Source organism: Aeromicrobium sp. JJY06 (genome assembly GCF_044069275.1).
In the GTDB taxonomy this organism is placed as follows: Bacteria; Actinomycetota; Actinomycetes; order Propionibacteriales; family Nocardioidaceae; genus Aeromicrobium; species Aeromicrobium tamlense.
This window is the reverse complement of sequence record NZ_JBIMRD010000002.1, coordinates 26,907-42,402: the sequence shown is the minus strand read 5'-3', so window position 1 is coordinate 42,402 and position 15,496 is coordinate 26,907. Positions and strand designations below refer to the sequence as shown.

The window sequence follows — 15,496 nt, the reverse complement described above, 5'->3', positions numbered from 1 at the left end:
AACCACCCAACCCCGACAGCCGCGGGCGCGCCACTTCGAGCCCACAGGGCGTGGGTCACACGAGCGGTGCCACGTCCACCTGGACGTCGAGCGAGGACGAGCGCGCGTCGGTGTAGATGATGCCCTTCACCGGCGGCACGTCCTTGTAGTCGCGACCCCGCGCCACCGTGACGTAGCGGTCGTCGGCCCAGTGGTCGTTGGTGGGATCCAGCGCGAGCCAGCTGCCGTTGGGCAGCCAGACGGCGGCCCAGGCGTGCGAGGCGTCGGCCCCGACGACCCGCTCGCGCCCCGGCGGCGGCGTGGTGGCCAGGTAGCCGCTCACGTAGGCGACGGCGAGCCCGTGCGAGCGCAGGCACGAGAGCGTGAGGTGGGCGAAGTCCTGGCAGACGCCGGCGCGCTGCTCGAAGACGTCGTCGATCCTGCTGGTGACGGTGGTGGCGGTCTTGTCGTAGCGGAAGTCGGCATGGATGCGGTGCATCAGCTCGGTGACGGCCTCGCCCACCGGGCGTCCGGCCGTGAGCGACTCGGCCGCGTACGCGCGGGCCTGCTCGGTCTGGTCGACGAGGGTCGACGGGAGCGCGAAGTCCACCGCGCGCCACGCGTCGGGCACGTCGGGCCGCTCCCCCGGACGCGCCAGCTCCCACGGCGTCGCGAGGGCGTCGGCGTCGTACGTGGGCACCTGCACCTCGACCTCGCTCGTGGCGTCGACGACGAGCGTACGGTGCGGCTCGGTGACCTGGAAGTACGTCACCGCGTTGCCGTAGAAGTCGGTGTCTCGCGATGCGTCGCCCGGGGTCGGCTCGATCCGCACGTCGACGTCGTCCACCCGCTGCCACGACGTGGAGCGCGGGACGACGTGGGCGATGCCGTAGCTGTTCGAGACGTCCTCGTCGTACGTGTAGGTGGTGCGGTGCCAGACCCGGTACCTCATGCGCCACCTCCCGCCGACAGCGCCAACGCCCGCGGCGTGGGCGCGGCCGCGAAGTGCACCTCGGCTACCGCGTCGGACAGACGCATCAGTTGCTGCCCGGTGGCCTGCGCGAACCGCACGAAGTTCGGCCGGCTCTCACCCTCGATCGACATGAGCGCCGCGACATCGAGACGCTCGAGCTCCTCGAGCAGGTCGTCCACGAGCCGCTCAGGACGGCTCGCCCCGCTGGAGCCCGGCAGGGTCGCGAGCGAGGCGTCGATGGCGCGCAGGTTGAAGGCGAGCGACCGGGGATTCGTCTCGTCGAGGAGCAGCAGGTCGAGCACCGAGGCGCCACGGACCACCCCGCGGTGACGCCGTCGGTGCGTGATCGCGCTCTCGGCCGCCTGCAGCACCGCCAGGTGCACGTCGCGATCGACGTCGATCCCGCGCCGCACCGACAGGGTGGGACCGACGAGGTGGCACAGCTGGAGGCTGCGCTCGATGCCGCGCCCGATCTCCATGAGGTGCCAGCCCTCGTCGCGCACCATGTTGCCCGTGACGCCGTGCAGGGCGAGCACGTCGGTGAGCATGCGGCCCGCGCTCTCGCCGATCTGCCAGCCGTGCGGGTTGGCCGCCAGCGCGCCGCGGGCGCGGTCCATCGCGCCGAACACGCGGAAGAGGTCGGGCGAGACCTGGTCGCGGACGCTCTGGGCGATCTCCTTGAGGCGCGCCACGGTCTGGGCCACGGAGCCGGGGCGCCGGGTGTCGAGCAGCAGCGACCGCAGGTCGCCCTCGAAGTCCTGCGCGTCGAACGGCGACGGGCTGAGCGAGCGCAGGACCTGCGCGACGACGGACAGGGTGCGGCCGCCACTGGAGTGCGCGCGCCCCTGGAAGTCCTCGGCGAGCTCGTGCGTGACGATCGCGAGCCGCAGCAGGTCCTCGACGCGCTCGGCGTAGCGGCCCAGCCAGAACAGGTCGTCGAGGACGCGCGGCACCGGCGTGACGGGAGCCCGCACGTGGGCGACCTGCAGCGAGTCGAGCAGTCCCTGGTCGGGCTCGTCCGGCGACTCCTTGAGCACCCAGACGTCCTTGCTGACGCCGACCTCGTCGGACTCGGTGCCCACGGGTGCCGCCGTGGCGAGGCCGCCGATCATCGGGCGGTAGCTGGAGCCGTGCCGCAGCGTGAACGCGCGCAGGGTGAGCGCGTGCGGCTGCAGGCGGCCGCGGTCGAGCGTGGGCGAGACCGACACGGCCGCGCGCTCCTGGCCCACGTAGCGGTACGGCTCGGCGAGGATCGCGGTGACGAGCTGCTCGCGCGTCAGCGCCTCGGGCACGAAGGGCGGATCGATCCGGCGGACCACGAGCTCGTCGAGCCGGTCGAGCACCTGGTCGCGTCCCTCGGGGGTGCCGGCCCAGACCGTGGGCACGTTGGAGAGCCGCAGCGGCTCGTCCAGCAGGCGCTCGCACATCGCGGACATGAACGGCAGCAGGGCCGCGTTCTCCAGCACACCGGAGCCGAGCCCGTTGACGACCGTCACGGTTCCGCGCCGAACCGCCTCCGTGAGGCCCGTGACACCCAGCTGCGACTCGCCGCGCAGCTCGAGCGGGTCGCTCCACTCGGCGTCCACACGACGCAGGATCACGTCGACCTGCTCCAGCCGGCCGAGGACGCGCATCCAGATCGCGCCGTCGCGCGCGACGAGGTCGCTGCCCTCCACGAGCGGGAAGCCGAGCGTGGTGGCGAGGAACGCCTGGTCGTAGGCCGTCTCGGACGTGGGACCGGGCGAGAGCACCACGACCCGCGGGTGCTCTCGCCCGTCGGGCGCCACCTGCGTCAGCGCCACGCGCAGCGCCTGGAAGAAGGGGGCGAGCCGGTGCAGGCCGGCCTCGCGGTAGGCGACGGGCAGCACGCGCGACAGGACACGGCGGTTCTCCATCGCGAAGCCGATCCCGGACGGCGCCTGCGTGCGGTCGGCGATGACCTGCCACTCCCCCGACGGCGTGCGCCCGAGGTCGGTGCCCGTGACGACGAGCTGGCGGCGGTGGTCGGCGCTGGCCCGCGCCACCACGCGCAGGAAGCCGCTGTGACCGAACACGATGCTCGCGGGCAGCGTGCCGCTCGCGAGCAGCTCCTGCGGGCCGTAGAGGTCGCGCGAGATCGCGTTCAGCAGCTCGGCGCGCTGTGCCAGGCCCTTCTCCAGGACCGACCACTCCTCGGGCGCGATGACGAGCGGCACGGGGTCGAGTCGCCACGCCTGCTGGTCGGCGCCCGGGGGCGTGTAGACCACGCCCTCGTCGGCGAGCAGCCGCGCGATCTCGTCGCCCACCCGGTTGAGCTCGGGCAGGGTCAGGTCGACGGCCTCGGCGGCGAGCCGCTTCCACGACGTGCGCAGCGTGCCGTCGGGGCTGGCCACCTCGTCGTAGAGGGCGGCCGTCTGACCCAGCGCCGGCTGGATCACCGAGGCGGCGTAGTCACGCAGGACGGTCATGGGTCAGACCAGCAGGTACATCACCAGGTACGCGACGGGCGCGACGGCGATGAGCGAGTCGAGCCGGTCCATCAGTCCACCGTGGCCGGGCAGCAGGTCGCCCATGTCCTTGATGCCGAGGTCCCGCTTGATGAGCGACTCGCACAGGTCGCCGAGAGTGGCGAAGCAGACTCCGGCGACGCCGAGCAGCAGGCCGGCCCACCACGGGCCCTCGAGCGCGTAGACGACCACGAGGATGCCGCACGCGATGCCCGCGAGCAGCGAGCCGGCGAAGCCCTCCCAGGACTTCTTCGGCGAGATCGTCGGCGCCATCGGGTGCTTGCCGAACAGGACGCCCGCGGCGTAGCCGCCGATGTCGGAGGCGATCGTCACCAGGATGAACGCCACGACGCGCCACGGGCCGTCGTCGGCGGCGAGCATGCGCATGACGAACGTGCCCATGAGGAACAGGTAGGACAGCAGGAAGACGCCCGCCGTCGCGTCGCGGACGAAGCCGTCGCTGCCCGAGCGCAGCCGCCAGGCCATCGTCGCGATCACGGTGAGCGCCATGACCGCCGCGGCGGTGTCCATGTCGTCGTAGAACGCCACCACGAGCATGGCGACGCCGCCCACGAGCACCGGCGGCAGCGGCACCCGGATGCCGGCCGTGCCGAGCGCACGGGCGATCTCGAGCGCCGCCACGACGAGCGCGACAGCGGCGACGACGCCGAACAGATCCTTGACCCAGAACAGGGACAGCAGGACCAGGGCGACCAGGCTGACGCCGACCGTGATGGCCGCGCGCAGGTCGCGGCCGGCCCTCCCGGTCTTCTTGGCGGCGGCCGAGTCGGGAGTCGGGCCCTCAGACGTCAAGGAGCTCTGCCTCTTTGGCCTTCAGCGCGTCGTCGATCTCGTCGACGTGCTTCTTCGTCAGACCGTCGAGACGCTTCTCGGCCCCGGTGTTGTCGTCCTTGCTGATCTCGGAGTCCTTCTCGGCCTTGTCGAGCGCCTGCTTGGCGCTGCGACGCACGCCGCGCACGGCGATGCGGCCGTCCTCGGCCTTGGAGCGCGCGAGCTTGATGTACTCCTTGCGGCGCTCCTCGGTGAGCTCGGGCAGCGTCACGCGCAGCACCTTGCCGTCGTCGGACGGGTTGACGCCGAGGTCGGAGTCGCGGATGGCCTTCTCGATGGCCGACTTCGCGCCGAGGTCGTAGGGGGCGATGATGACGGTGCGCGCCTCGGGCACCTGGAAGCCCGCCAGCTGCTGCAGCGGCGTGGGCGTGCCGTAGTAGTCGGCGGTGATCTGGGCGAACATCGCCGGGTGGGCGCGTCCGGTCCGGATGGCCTCGAACTCGTCGCGAGTGTGCTCGACCGCCTTCTTCATCCGGGTCTCGGCATCGCGCAGTGTCTCGTCGATCACGTCATGCTCCGTTGCATCGTCGGGGGTGTCCATGCCTCAGGCGTGGACGAGTGTTCCGATCATCTCACCACGCAGGGCGCGGGTGACCGCGCCCTCGTCGTTCATGTTGAACACCATCATGGGCAGTTCGTTCTCCATGCACAGCGCGAACGCGGCCGCGTCGACGACCTGGAGATTGCGCTGGAGGGCTTCGTTGAAGGTCAGGCTGTCGAAGCGCTGGGCCTCGGGGTTGCGGCGCGGGTCGGAGTCGTAGACCCCGTCGACGCCGTTCTTGCTCATCAGCACGACGTCGGCCTTGATCTCCAGCGCGCGCTGGGCCGAGACCGTGTCGGTGGAGAAGTACGGCATGCCGGCGCCGGCGCCGAAGATCACGACCCGGCCCTTCTCCATGTGGCGGATGGCGCGGCGCGGGATGTAGGGCTCGGCCACCTGGGCCATCGCGATGGCGGACTGCACGCGCGTCTCGACGCCCTGCTTCTCGATGAAGTCCTGCAGCGCGAGCGCGTTCATGACGGTGCCGAGCATGCCGATGTAGTCGGCGCGGGCACGTTCCATGCCCCGCTGGCTGAGCTCGGCCCCGCGGAAGAAGTTGCCGCCACCGACGACGATCGCGACCTGCACGCCGTCACGGACGGCGGCGGCGACCTGGGCGGCCGCGTCGTTGACGACGTCGGGGTCGATGCCGATCGCACCTCCTCCAAAGACCTCACCGGAGAGCTTGAGGAGTACGCGGCGAGCCATGGGTACGAGATTATCCGATGACCGGCCCCGGAGCGCAGCCGACATGGGCATCGCGCGAGGGCTGTGACGCGCGCCGCAGACGCACGAGGGCCCCGCGGATCGCTCCGCGGGGCCCTCGACGATCGTGGTGCGACTCAGGCGCCGACCTCGATGTGGCTGAAGCCCTTGACGGTGATGCCGGCCTCGTCGGCGACGGCCTTCACGGTCTTCTTGTTGTCGGTGACGCTGGACTGCTCCAGGAGGACGTTCTCCTTGAAGAAGCCGTTGACGCGACCCTCGACGATCTTGGGCAGGGCCTGCTCGGGCTTGCCCTCCTCCTTGGCCGTGGCCTCGGCGATCTCGCGCTCCTTGGCGACGAGGTCGGCGGGGACGTCCTCGCGGGTCAGCCAGCGCGGGCGCATGGCCGCGATCTGCATCGCGACACCGCGGGCGGCGTCGACGTTGTCGCCCTCGTACTCGACGAGCACGCCGACGGCCGGCGGCAGGTCGCTGGCGCGACGGTGCATGTAGGTGGCGACCTGACCCGAGAGGGCGCTGACGCGACCGAGCTCGAGCTTCTCGCCGATGACGGCGGCGAGGGCGCTGATCGTCTCGGCGACGGTCTTGCCGTCGTCGAGGGTGACCTGCGCGAACTCCTCGGCGTTCGCCGGCTTGGCGGCGTCGGCCGCGGTGGCCAGGCGCTCGGCCAGCGCGATGAACTGGTCGTTCTTCGCGACGAAGTCGGTCTCGGAGTTGAGCTCGACCAGGGCCGAGCCGGCGTTGGCGACGAGGCCCGAGGAGGCCTCGCGCTCGGCACCGCGCTTGGCGGCCTTGGCCGCGCCCGAGATCCGCAGGACCTCGACGGCCTTGTCGAAGTCGCCGTCAGCCTCGGTGAGGGCCTTCTTGGCGTCCATCATGCCCGCGCCCGTGGCGTCGCGGAGCTTCTTCACATCGGCAGCAGTGATTGCCATGTTCAACCTCGGTTCTGGTGGTGCCGGCCCGACGGATCGCGTCGGGCCGGCAGATGGTCGGAGTGACTCAGGACTCGGCGGGAGCCTCGGCCGCGTCGGCGGCGGGCGCCTCGGCGGTCTCGGCGGCCGGCGCGTCGGCGGCGGGGGCCTCGGCGGCGGGCGCCTCAGCGGCAGCGGCCTCGGCGGGCTGCTCGGCCTTCGAGGCGAGCAGCTCCTTCTCCCAGTCGGCCATGGGCTCCTCGGCACCGAGCTCCTGGCCCGGGGCCTCCTCGCCCGTCTTGGCGCCACCGCGCGACATGAGGCCGTCGGCGACCGCGTCGGCGATGACGCGGGTCAGCAGGCCCACCGAGCGGATGGCGTCGTCGTTGCCCGGGATCGGGTAGTCGACGTCGTCAGGGTCGCAGTTGGTGTCCAGGATCGCGACGATCGGGATGTTGAGCTTCTTGGCCTCGTCGACCGCGAGGTGCTCCTTCTTGGTGTCGACGATCCACACGGCGTTGGGCACGCGGCCCATGTCGCGGATGCCGCCGAGGGTGCGGTTGAGCTTGGTGTACTCGCGACGCATCTGAAGGAGTTCCTTCTTCGTGCGGTTCGAGCCCGCCACGTCGTCGAAGTCGATCTCCTCGAGCTCCTTCATGCGCTGGAGGCGCGCGGACATCGTGGAGTAGTTGGTGAGCATGCCGCCGAGCCAACGCTGGTTGACGTAGGGCATGCCGACGCGCTTGGCCTGCTCCTCGACGGGCTCCTGCGCCTGGCGCTTCGTGCCGACGAACAGGATCGTGCCGCCGCGGGCGACGGTGCTCTTGACGAACTCGTACGCCGAGTCGATGTACGACAGCGACTGCTGGAGGTCGATGATGTAGATGCCGTTGCGCTCGGTCATGATGAATCGCTTCATCTTGGGGTTCCAGCGACGGGTCTGGTGCCCGAAGTGGACGCCGCTCTCGAGCAGCTGACGCATGGTGACGACGGCCATGGCCGTACTTCCTTTCAAACCAAGTTGTCGCATCGCCGGTCGGCGACGCCCTGGTGTCCGACGCGGGCCACCCATCGACGGATGGGACCTGGATCGCGCCCCGTTCGGTTGCTCACGTCACGGGAGAGGACACGCGAATTTCCGTCCGGTGGACGGATCGAACCAAGTCTAGTCCACGGCACCTCTCCCGAGGAAATCGGTGCCACGGTGGGCCGAAGCGGCGATCTCCACAGGGTCGTGCGGCCCGGGTTGCGCGGTCCACAGGGTCCACGCCGGCGGTTCCGCCCAGGCTCCCGGATCGGTTGGCTCGGGGCATGCGCCGTGCCCTCCTCCTCGTCCCGCTCCTGCTCACCCTCATGCTCGCGTCGCCCGCCGTGGCCGCCCCGTGGACGTGGCCGCTGGGCGACCACACGATCGAGCGGCCCTTCGACCCACCGTCGTCCGAGTACGGGGCCGGGCACCGCGGTGTCGACATCCCCGGACGCGTCGGTCAGACGGTCCGGGCCGTCGCCGTGGGTCGGGTGGCGTTCGCGGGACGCGTCGCCGGGATCTGGACGATCACGATCGAGCACGGCGGGGAGCGCTCCACCTACCAGCCCGTCGCGCCGTCCGTGCGCGTCGGCGACGCGGTCACCGCGGGCCAGCCCATCGGGCGGCTCCTCGGCGACCACCCGTCGTGCCGTCGCACGTGCCTGAACCTGGGGCGGCTGCGCGGCGACGAGTACCTCGACCCGGCCGACCTCCTCGCCACCGCCGGCGCCTACCGTCTCATCGACCCCGACGGCGAGGTCCCCGAGCCGCCGGACGTCGGCACCGGCGACCTGCCGATCGACGGTCCCGTGACGTCCGCGTTCGGGATGCGGGTGCACCCCGTCACGGGCGTGCGGAAGCTGCACGACGGGGTGGACGTCGGGGCGCCGTGCGGGACCCCCGTCCCCGCGGTGGCGGCGGGCGAGGTCGGCCACGCCGGGTTCCGCGGCGGGTACGGCCTGCAGGTGCAGGTCGAGCACGCCGGGGGCGTCGCGACCTCCTACTCCCACCTCGGGTCGGTCACGGTGCGCCCGGGCCAGCGCGTCGGCGCCGGCACCGTCGTGGGGCGCGTCGGCTCGACCGGGTACTCGACGGGCTGCCACCTGCACTTCATGAGACTCGTCGACGGGCGGCCCGTCGACCCGCTCGCCGCCCGGTGAGTCAAGCTCGCGGGTGCGCCTGGGCGTACGCGGCGCGCAGCCGGTCGGCGCTGACGTGCGTGTAGATCTGCGTCGTCCCGAGGGACGCGTGCCCGAGCAGCTCCTGCACGGAGCGCAGGTCCGCCCCACCCTCGAGGAGGTGCGTGGCGGCCGTGTGCCGCAGCCCGTGCGGACCGACGTCCGGCGCGTCGGGAACGGCGGCCACGCGGTCGTGCACGATGCGGCGCACCACACGCGCGTCGACGCGGCCGCCGCGAGCCCCGAGGAAGAGGGCGGGTCCGCTGCCGGGCACCGCGAGCGCGGGCCGTCCTCGTTCCAGCCACGCGGCGACGGCGTCCTGCGCGGGAACGCCGTACGGCACCATCCGCTCCTTCGAGCCCTTGCCCATGACGCGCAGGACGCGTCGTGACGCGTCCAGGTCGTCGACGTCCGCGCCGACCAGCTCGCCCACGCGGATGCCCGTCGCCCACAGCAGCTCGATCACCGCGAGATCCCGCAGACCCACCGGGCTGTCGTCGTCGATCGACTCGACGATCGCGTCCACCACGCCGCGCATGTCGGCCTGGCTGAGCGCGGGCGGCAGCGACCGGTGCGCCTTGGGCGCCGCGAGCAGGGCCCCGGCGTCCGTCGCGGCACGGCCGGTGCGCTCCATCCACGCGGTGAACACCCGCGCCGCGGTCGAGCGTCGGGCCATCGTCGTGCGCGCCTTGCCACGCGTCTGCAGGTTCGCGAGCCAGCTGCGCAGGGTCCGGATCGTCATGCCTGACGGGTCGTCCACCCGCATCAGCGTCGCGTGCTCGGCGAGGCTCGCGAGGTCGGTCAGGTAGGCCCGCACCGTGTGGTCGGACAGGTCGCGCTCCTGCACGAGGTGACGCTCGTAGTCGGCCAGCGTGCGCGCCCAGGCCTCGGAGAAGTCACTCACTCCCCCACTCTCGCACCGGCGTCGCGCGATCGTCGGGAGGCGCGGTCAGGCGGGGTGGAGGTGGACCTCGGTGGCCTTGATGCTCAGCCAGACCTCGCGGCCCGGCTCGAGCTCGAGCTCGGCCACGGCCGCGGTGGTGACATCGGCGAGCCATCCCGAGATCTCGACGCGGCACGTCGTGCCCCGGACCTCGACGCCGAGGACCGTGCCGGTCAGCACGTTCCGCGGGCTGCCGCTCGGATGCTCGCGGTGTACGGCCACCGCCGACGGAGAGAAGGTGGCCGTGGCGCCCGCGCCGGCGAGAAGGCCACCCGTGGGCGTGCCGGTGAGCTCGCGGCCGTCCGCCGTCCTCATCCGGTCGGCCGCGAGGGCGACCCCGTCCACGAGGTTCACCCCGGCCAGGGCCGCGCCGAACGCGCTGCGCGGATGGGCCAGCACGTCGCGGACCGGCCCCTCGTGCACCACACGGCCGCGCTCCACGATGACCGCTCGATCCGCGAGCGCCAGCGCGTCCAGCGGATCGTGGGTCACCAGCACGGCCGTGCTCCCTTCCAGGACGTGGCGCAGCAGACGACGGATCTCGGGGACCGCCTCCACGTCGAGGGCCGCGAGGGGCTCGTCCAGCAGCACGACGTCCGGGCGCACGGCCAGGGCGCGGGCGATGGCGACGCGCTGGGCCTGGCCCCCGGACAGCTCGCGAGGGCGTCGGTCGCCCAGCTCCCGCGCGCCGACCAGCCCGAGCCAGTGCTCGACGTCCTCGGGGTCGCCGCGCAGCCCGAAGGCGACGTTCTGCCGGACCGTCAGGTGGGGGAACAGCCGTGGCTGCTGACCGAGCAGCGCCACGGAGCGCAGGTGCGGACGCACCCACGTGCCGTCCCCCGCGAGCACGCGGTCGCCCACGACGACCTCCGCCTCCGCCGGCCTCAGCAGACCCGCGATGGTGGCGAGCAGGGTGGACTTGCCCGCGCCGTTCGGCCCCATGACGGCGAGGGTCTCCCCCGACGCCACCGCGACCTCCAGGTCGACGTCGCGCACCGGATCTCGCAGGCGCGCGCCGAGGCTCACCACGGAGACCGCCCCGGCCGGTGGACGACGGCGATCACGACCACCGCGACGGCGACGAGCAGGAACGCGAGCGCGGTCGCGGCGTCGGGATCGACCTCGCGCTGCAGGTAGATCTCGGTCGGCAGCGCGCGCGTGACGCCCTGCAGGCTGCCGGCGAACGTGACCGTGGCGCCGAACTCGCCGAGGGCCCGCGCGAACGAGAGCACGGCGCCGGCGACGAGACCGGGCGCCACGAGCGGCATGGTCACCCGGCGCAGCACCCGTCCGGGCGAGGCACCGAGCGTCGCGGCCACGTCGGCGAATCCGGGATCCGCCGCCCGGAGCGCGCCCTCGAGCGTGATCACGAGGAAGGGCAGCGACACGAACGTCTGGGCCAGCACGACCGCCAGCGTGCTGAAGGCGATCTCGATCCCGAGCGCCTCGAGGTGCTCCCCGAGCCACCCGCGCCGCCCGAAGGTCGCCAGCAGGGCGATGCCCCCGACGACCGGCGGGAGGACGAGCGGCACCAGGACCACGGCGCGCACGGCGGCCGCCCAGCGTCCCGTGCTGCGCGCGAGCAGCAGCGCGAGCGGCACCCCGAGCAGCACGCACAGCACCGTGCTGGCGGCCGCGGTTCGCAGGCTGAGCGCCAGCGCCGCGCGCGAGGACTCCGTCGTCACGAGGGACAGGAAGTCGGCCCACTCGACCCGCAGCACGAGGCCGACGAGCGGCAGCCCGAGCAGCGCCACGGCGATCGCGGCCGGGATCGCGGTCCAGCGCGGGACGTCGGTGCGTGTCGTCACGGTGCCCCGAAGCCCGCCTCGGACAGGATGCGCCGACCCTCCGGGCCGGAGGCGAAGGCGACGAACTCGGCCGCCAGGTCGTCGCCCGGATCGAGCGCCGCGGCCGGGTAGCGGTTGACGACCTCGTCGGCTCCGGGCACGTCGACGCCACGCACGGAGGAGCCCGCGGCGACCACGTCCGTGCGGTAGACGATCCCGGCATCGGCCTCGCCGCTGGTGACCTTGCCCAGCACGTCGGTGACCGACTGCTCCTCGCTGACGGCCGAGATCCTCAGGCCGTTCTTCGCGAGCAGCACCCGGGTGGCCGCGCCACACGGCACCTGGGGCGCGCAGACGACGACCTTGGTGCCTGGATCGGTGAGATCGTCCGCGGACGCGACGCTCCCGTCGGGGCTCGCGGCGATCTGGAGCGTGTTGGTCGCGACGATCTCGGGCGCCAGCGCGTCCTCGGAGGCCCCCGTGACCCGTGCCATCGTGCGCTCGTCGGCCGCCGCGAAGACGTCGGACGGCGCACCCTCGAGGATCTGCGCGGCGAGGTCGGACGAGCCGCCGAAGGACAGCCGGACCTCGACGCCGTCGTGCTCGCCCTCGAACCGGTCGGCGATCTCGGTGAAGGTCTGGTTGAGGGAGGCGGCCGCGAACACGGTGAGCGTGCGCTCCTGAACGGCGTCCGTGCTCGACGTGCACGCGGACCCCGTCGCCGCGATCGCGACCAGCACGGCCCCGAGCCGCCTCATCGACCCTCACCCGGCGTCTCGAGGGCGACGTTCGTCGCCTTCACGACGGCCACTGCCACGACTCCCGGCTCGAGACCGAGCTCGCGGACGGACTCCGTGCTGATGAGCGAGACGACCCGGTGCGGGCCGCATTGCAGCTCGACCTGGGACATCACCCGGTCGCTCACCACCTCCGTCACGATGCCGACGAAGCGGTTGCGGGCGGAGCGGGAGACCGACGTCGGATCGGCGACCGATCGGCCCTCGCTCCTGACGTACTCGGCCAGCCCACGGCCGTCCACGACGGTCCGGCCGGCGTCGTCCTTCGCCGCGGCCAGACGGCCCGCGGCGATCAGACGTCGTACGGTGTCGGTGCTGACTCCCAAGAAGTCAGCGGCATCAGAGACGCGCACCTGAGACATGACTGCCACGATAGCGGCTCAGATGCGTCATCGGACCGGAGGAACCATGGGCAGATCCGTCGACGAGCACGTCCGGGAGGTGGCGACCCTCGTCCGCGCGGCCGCTCAGCGTCGAGCCACGGACCCGCCCGAGACGGTCGCGGTCTCTGCCGCCCTCGCCGGGCGGCTCGCCACCCCGGTGCGATCACGGCTCGACGTGCCGGGCTTCGACAACAGCCAGATGGACGGATTCGCCGTCCACGCCGAGGACCTCGCCCGTGCCGGCGTCACCCCGGTCACCCTGCCCACGGTCGCCCACGTCGTGGCCGGCGACGCCGTTCCGCCCCGCCTCGATCCCGGCACCGCGGCGCCGATCATGACGGGCGCTCCCCTCCCGCCCGGCGCCGACGCGGTCGTGCCCGTCGAGCGCACCCGCCCCGGCGACTTCGGTCCGGTCGAGGGCGGTGGCCTGGTCGAGTTCGGCGAGGCGGTCGAGCCCGGCACCTTCCTGCGGCGAGCCGGGTCGGACGTCGAGGCCGGCGCGACCGTGCTCGACGCCGGCGCGCCACTGACGCCCGCCGCGATCGGGGCGCTCGTCGTGTCAGGTGTCGCGGAGGTCGAGGTCGCGCCGTTGCTGCGCCTCGCCGTGGTCGCCACCGGGGCCGAGCTCGTCACGGGCGCCGTCCCCGACTCGAACTCCTCCGTCCTGGCCGCCCACGCCGTGAGCCTCGGCCTCCCGGTCACGACGCACGTCGTCCCCGACGACCCCGCGCTGCTGCGTGAGCTGCTCGACCGCCTCGCGGTGGAGCACGACGTCATCGTCACGACCGGTGGCGTCAGCGCCGGAACGCGCGAGGTCGTGCGGCAGGTGGTGGAGGGCACGCCCGGCTCGTGGTTCGGCCACGTCGCCGTCCAGCCCGGCGGACCACAGGGCCTCGGCACGGTCCGCAGTGGCGACCGCGACGTGCCGATCATCTGCCTGCCGGGGAACCCGGTCAGCGTCCTGGTGTCGTTCGAGCTGTTCCTGCGCCCGGCGCTGGCCCAGGCGGCGGGCCGGGTCGCCTGGCGCCCGTCGGGCACGTCCGCCCTCGCCGAGCCGCTGACGTCGCCGCCCGGCCGACTGCAGGTACGCCGGGGACGGCTCGGCGACGACGGTCGCGTGAGCCTCGTCGGCGAGGCGGGGTCGCACCTCGCGGTCTCCTACGCGCGGGCCGACGTGCTGGTGCTGGTCCCCGAGCACACCACCGAGCTCGACGCCGGCGATACCGTGGAGTGGTGGAGGATCGCATGAGCACGAGCGGGTCCGGGGACGAGCTGTCGCACTACCGCGAGGACGGCAGCGCGCACATGGTCGACGTGTCGGGCAAGGCCACGACGCGGCGCGAGGCCACGGCCTCGGGCGTGCTGCGCACCCGGCCCGACGTCGTCGAGCGGATCATGAGCGGTGACCTGCCGAAGGGCGAGGCCCTCGCCACCGCGCGGATCGCCGGCATCCTGGCCGCGAAGCAGACCCCGCACCTCGTGCCGATGTGCCACCCCCTCCCCCTGGCGGCGATCACGCTCGACTTCCGCGCCCTCGAGTCGGGCGTGCGGGTCGAGGCGACCGTCGCCACGACGGCACCCACCGGCGTCGAGATGGAGGCGCTCACGGCCGTCAGCGTGGCGGCGCTGACGCTGTTCGACATGGTGAAGGCCGTCGACCACACCGCCGTGATCGACCAGGTGCGCGTCGAGGCCAAGACTGGCGGCACCCACGACTGGACCCGCGATGAGTGACACCCGGCCCCGCCTGCTCGGCGTGGTCGTCTCGTCCACGCGTGCCGCCGACGGCCGGCGCGAGGACCTCACCGGCCCCCGGATCGCCGAGTGGGGCCGGGCCCACGGCTTCGAGGTCTCGGGTCCGCACGTCGTCCCCGACGGTCCCGAGGTCGGTGACGTCCTGCGCCGCCTCGTGGACCAGGGCTGCGCCCTCGTGCTCACCACGGGCGGCACCGGGTTCACCGACGACGACCACACGCCCGAGGTGACCGCCGCGCTCGTCGACCGGCCCGCGCCGGGCATCGCCGAGGCGATCCGCGCCCGCGGGCTGCGCACGACCCCGCACGCGGCGCTGTCGCGCGGCACGGCCGGGATCAGCGGGCACACCCTCCTGGTGAACCTCGCCGGATCGACCGGGGCGGTGCGCGAAGGGCTCGAGGTGCTGTCCGAGATCGTCGACCATGCCCTCGAGCAGCTCGGGCACGGGCGACCCCACGACCCGCCCCTGCACACCTGAGGTCGAGCGCGTCAGGCGCTGCGTCGGAGCAGCAGCACGCCGTCGCGCAGCACGACCTCCTCGCCGCTGGGGGCGAACGCCGTGCGCTCCCGGACGTCGGCGACGACCGTGGTCCACTCGTCGGCCGGCAGGTCGAGCACCTTCAGGTCGTCCTCGGGCGTCGGGAAGTGCATCCGCGCGTGGTGGTCATGGTCGCCGTCGTGAGCCCACGGCGGCGCCTCGGCGTGCGCGACCACGAGCAGGTGGCCGCCGACCGCGACCCGGTCGGCCCCGGCCCGCAGGATCCGGCCGCGGTCGAGCGCCACGGCCGACTGCAGGAACGAGGCCGTGACGAGATCGAACTCTCGGGTGCAGGACCAGGTTTCGAGGTCGGCAGCCACCCAGGTGACCCGCTCGCTCAGGCCGGCCCGTTCGGCCGCCCTCTCGGCTCGCGAGAGCGCCGTGGGCGAGATGTCGATGCCGGTGACCTCCCAGCCCCGCTCGGCGAGCCAGAGGGCGTCGCCGCCCTCCCCCGCGCCGAGGTCGAGCGCCGTGCCCGCGGGCAGATCGGCGACCACGTGGGCCAGGGCCGCGTTGACGTGACCGGACCAGACGCCCTCGCTCGACCCGTACTTCTCCTCCCAGTGGGCGAAGACCTCGTCGGCTCGGGCGGGATCCATCGCGTGGGAGTCGTTCACGCC

At 73.0% G+C, this 15,496-nt stretch carries 17 protein-coding genes; 4 read left to right on the top strand and 13 right to left on the bottom strand.

Features of this window, described 5'->3' with window-relative positions; all coding sequences use genetic code 11:
* Positions 1–55 precede the first annotated feature (55 nt).
* The 7 genes from ACGWYL_RS11695 to rpsB all read right to left on the bottom strand — a co-directional run bounded on the left by ACGWYL_RS11695 (position 56) and on the right by rpsB (position 7,465).
* Positions 56–931: a transglutaminase N-terminal domain-containing protein gene (locus ACGWYL_RS11695; protein ID WP_395487266.1), complete on the bottom strand. Its 876-nt coding sequence runs from the start codon at positions 929–931 to the stop codon at positions 56–58.
* Entirely contained in the window at positions 928–3,399 is a 2,472-nt protein-coding gene (locus ACGWYL_RS11690) for a circularly permuted type 2 ATP-grasp protein (protein ID WP_395487265.1), read from the bottom strand. Before ACGWYL_RS11690 ends, ACGWYL_RS11695 begins: the two co-directional genes overlap by 4 nt.
* A gap of 3 nt (positions 3,400–3,402) precedes the next feature.
* A complete protein-coding gene (locus tag ACGWYL_RS11685; RefSeq protein WP_179425147.1) occupies positions 3,403–4,251 on the bottom strand; it encodes a phosphatidate cytidylyltransferase in 849 nt (282 codons plus the stop codon).
* Positions 4,241–4,831: a ribosome recycling factor gene (frr, locus tag ACGWYL_RS11680; RefSeq protein ID WP_395487264.1), complete on the bottom strand. Its 591-nt coding sequence runs from the start codon at positions 4,829–4,831 to the stop codon at positions 4,241–4,243. The genes ACGWYL_RS11685 and frr overlap by 11 nt, the downstream gene beginning before the upstream one ends.
* A 3-nt stretch (positions 4,832–4,834) precedes the next feature.
* Positions 4,835–5,539, bottom strand: coding sequence for a UMP kinase (gene pyrH / locus ACGWYL_RS11675; RefSeq protein ID WP_269306435.1), 705 nt, complete (start codon positions 5,537–5,539; stop codon positions 4,835–4,837).
* Positions 5,540–5,673: 134 nt separating this feature from the next.
* On the bottom strand, positions 5,674–6,489 hold the full coding sequence (tsf, locus tag ACGWYL_RS11670) for a translation elongation factor Ts (RefSeq protein WP_179425151.1): 816 nt from the start codon (positions 6,487–6,489) through the stop codon (positions 5,674–5,676).
* A gap of 67 nt (positions 6,490–6,556) precedes the next feature.
* Positions 6,557–7,465: a 30S ribosomal protein S2 gene (gene rpsB, locus ACGWYL_RS11665; RefSeq protein ID WP_179425153.1), complete on the bottom strand. Its 909-nt coding sequence runs from the start codon at positions 7,463–7,465 to the stop codon at positions 6,557–6,559.
* Between the two features lie 314 nt (positions 7,466–7,779).
* Between rpsB and ACGWYL_RS11660 the strand changes: the two genes are divergently transcribed.
* Positions 7,780–8,655, top strand: a complete 876-nt coding sequence (locus ACGWYL_RS11660; RefSeq protein ID WP_395487263.1) for a peptidoglycan DD-metalloendopeptidase family protein — start codon at positions 7,780–7,782, stop codon at positions 8,653–8,655.
* A gap of 1 nt (position 8,656) precedes the next feature.
* Here ACGWYL_RS11660 and ACGWYL_RS11655 read toward each other — a convergent pair whose 3' ends face one another.
* The 5 genes from ACGWYL_RS11655 to ACGWYL_RS11635 are packed head-to-tail and all read right to left on the bottom strand — an operon-like array spanning position 8,657 to position 12,562.
* Entirely contained in the window at positions 8,657–9,577 is a 921-nt protein-coding gene (locus tag ACGWYL_RS11655; protein ID WP_395487262.1) for a tyrosine recombinase XerC, read from the bottom strand.
* A gap of 45 nt (positions 9,578–9,622) precedes the next feature.
* Positions 9,623–10,645 (bottom strand): sulfate/molybdate ABC transporter ATP-binding protein, encoded by a 1,023-nt coding sequence (locus ACGWYL_RS11650; protein WP_395487261.1) that lies wholly within the window; start codon positions 10,643–10,645, stop codon positions 9,623–9,625.
* Positions 10,639–11,424 carry an ABC transporter permease gene (locus tag ACGWYL_RS11645; RefSeq protein ID WP_395487260.1) on the bottom strand — a complete coding sequence of 262 codons (786 nt, stop codon included), beginning with the start codon at positions 11,422–11,424 and terminating at the stop codon, positions 10,639–10,641. The genes ACGWYL_RS11650 and ACGWYL_RS11645 overlap by 7 nt, the downstream gene beginning before the upstream one ends.
* On the bottom strand, positions 11,421–12,161 hold the full coding sequence (modA, locus tag ACGWYL_RS11640) for a molybdate ABC transporter substrate-binding protein (RefSeq protein WP_395487259.1): 741 nt from the start codon (positions 12,159–12,161) through the stop codon (positions 11,421–11,423). Before modA ends, ACGWYL_RS11645 begins: the two co-directional genes overlap by 4 nt.
* Positions 12,158–12,562, bottom strand: a complete 405-nt coding sequence (locus tag ACGWYL_RS11635; RefSeq protein ID WP_179425171.1) for a molybdopterin-binding protein — start codon at positions 12,560–12,562, stop codon at positions 12,158–12,160. The genes modA and ACGWYL_RS11635 overlap by 4 nt, the downstream gene beginning before the upstream one ends.
* A 46-nt stretch (positions 12,563–12,608) precedes the next feature.
* On the opposite strand from ACGWYL_RS11635, the gene glp reads away from it, so the two are divergent.
* Genes glp through ACGWYL_RS11620 form a run of 3 tightly spaced genes read left to right on the top strand, consistent with a single transcriptional unit; the run spans position 12,609 to position 14,816 of the window.
* A complete protein-coding gene (gene glp, locus ACGWYL_RS11630; protein ID WP_395487258.1) occupies positions 12,609–13,832 on the top strand; it encodes a gephyrin-like molybdotransferase Glp in 1,224 nt (407 codons plus the stop codon).
* On the top strand, positions 13,829–14,317 hold the full coding sequence (gene moaC, locus ACGWYL_RS11625; protein WP_269306419.1) for a cyclic pyranopterin monophosphate synthase MoaC: 489 nt from the start codon (positions 13,829–13,831) through the stop codon (positions 14,315–14,317). Before glp ends, moaC begins: the two co-directional genes overlap by 4 nt.
* Positions 14,310–14,816 carry a molybdenum cofactor biosynthesis protein B gene (locus ACGWYL_RS11620; protein WP_179425177.1) on the top strand — a complete coding sequence of 169 codons (507 nt, stop codon included), beginning with the start codon at positions 14,310–14,312 and terminating at the stop codon, positions 14,814–14,816. Before moaC ends, ACGWYL_RS11620 begins: the two co-directional genes overlap by 8 nt.
* 11 nt (positions 14,817–14,827) lie before the next feature.
* Here the strand turns inward: ACGWYL_RS11620 and ACGWYL_RS11615 are convergent, their stop codons facing one another.
* Entirely contained in the window at positions 14,828–15,493 is a 666-nt protein-coding gene (locus ACGWYL_RS11615) for an SAM-dependent methyltransferase (RefSeq protein WP_395487257.1), read from the bottom strand.
* Positions 15,494–15,496 lie beyond the last annotated feature (3 nt).

Coding starts and splice junctions, on each gene's coding strand:
- ACGWYL_RS11660 (WP_395487263.1), top strand. CDS start 7,780: ATGCGCCGTGCCCTCCTCCTCGTCCCGCTCCTGCTCACCCTCATGCTC.
- glp (WP_395487258.1), top strand. CDS start 12,609: ATGGGCAGATCCGTCGACGAGCACGTCCGGGAGGTGGCGACCCTCGTC.
- moaC (WP_269306419.1), top strand. CDS start 13,829: ATGAGCACGAGCGGGTCCGGGGACGAGCTGTCGCACTACCGCGAGGAC.
- tsf (WP_179425151.1), bottom strand. CDS start 6,489: ATGGCAATCACTGCTGCCGATGTGAAGAAGCTCCGCGACGCCACGGGC.
- ACGWYL_RS11635 (WP_179425171.1), bottom strand. CDS start 12,562: ATGTCTCAGGTGCGCGTCTCTGATGCCGCTGACTTCTTGGGAGTCAGC.
- ACGWYL_RS11695 (WP_395487266.1), bottom strand. CDS start 931: ATGAGGTACCGGGTCTGGCACCGCACCACCTACACGTACGACGAGGAC.
- ACGWYL_RS11620 (WP_179425177.1), top strand. CDS start 14,310: ATGAGTGACACCCGGCCCCGCCTGCTCGGCGTGGTCGTCTCGTCCACG.
- rpsB (WP_179425153.1), bottom strand. CDS start 7,465: ATGGCCGTCGTCACCATGCGTCAGCTGCTCGAGAGCGGCGTCCACTTC.
- ACGWYL_RS11690 (WP_395487265.1), bottom strand. CDS start 3,399: ATGACCGTCCTGCGTGACTACGCCGCCTCGGTGATCCAGCCGGCGCTG.
- frr (WP_395487264.1), bottom strand. CDS start 4,831: ATGGACACCCCCGACGATGCAACGGAGCATGACGTGATCGACGAGACA.
- modA (WP_395487259.1), bottom strand. CDS start 12,161: ATGAGGCGGCTCGGGGCCGTGCTGGTCGCGATCGCGGCGACGGGGTCC.
- pyrH (WP_269306435.1), bottom strand. CDS start 5,539: ATGGCTCGCCGCGTACTCCTCAAGCTCTCCGGTGAGGTCTTTGGAGGA.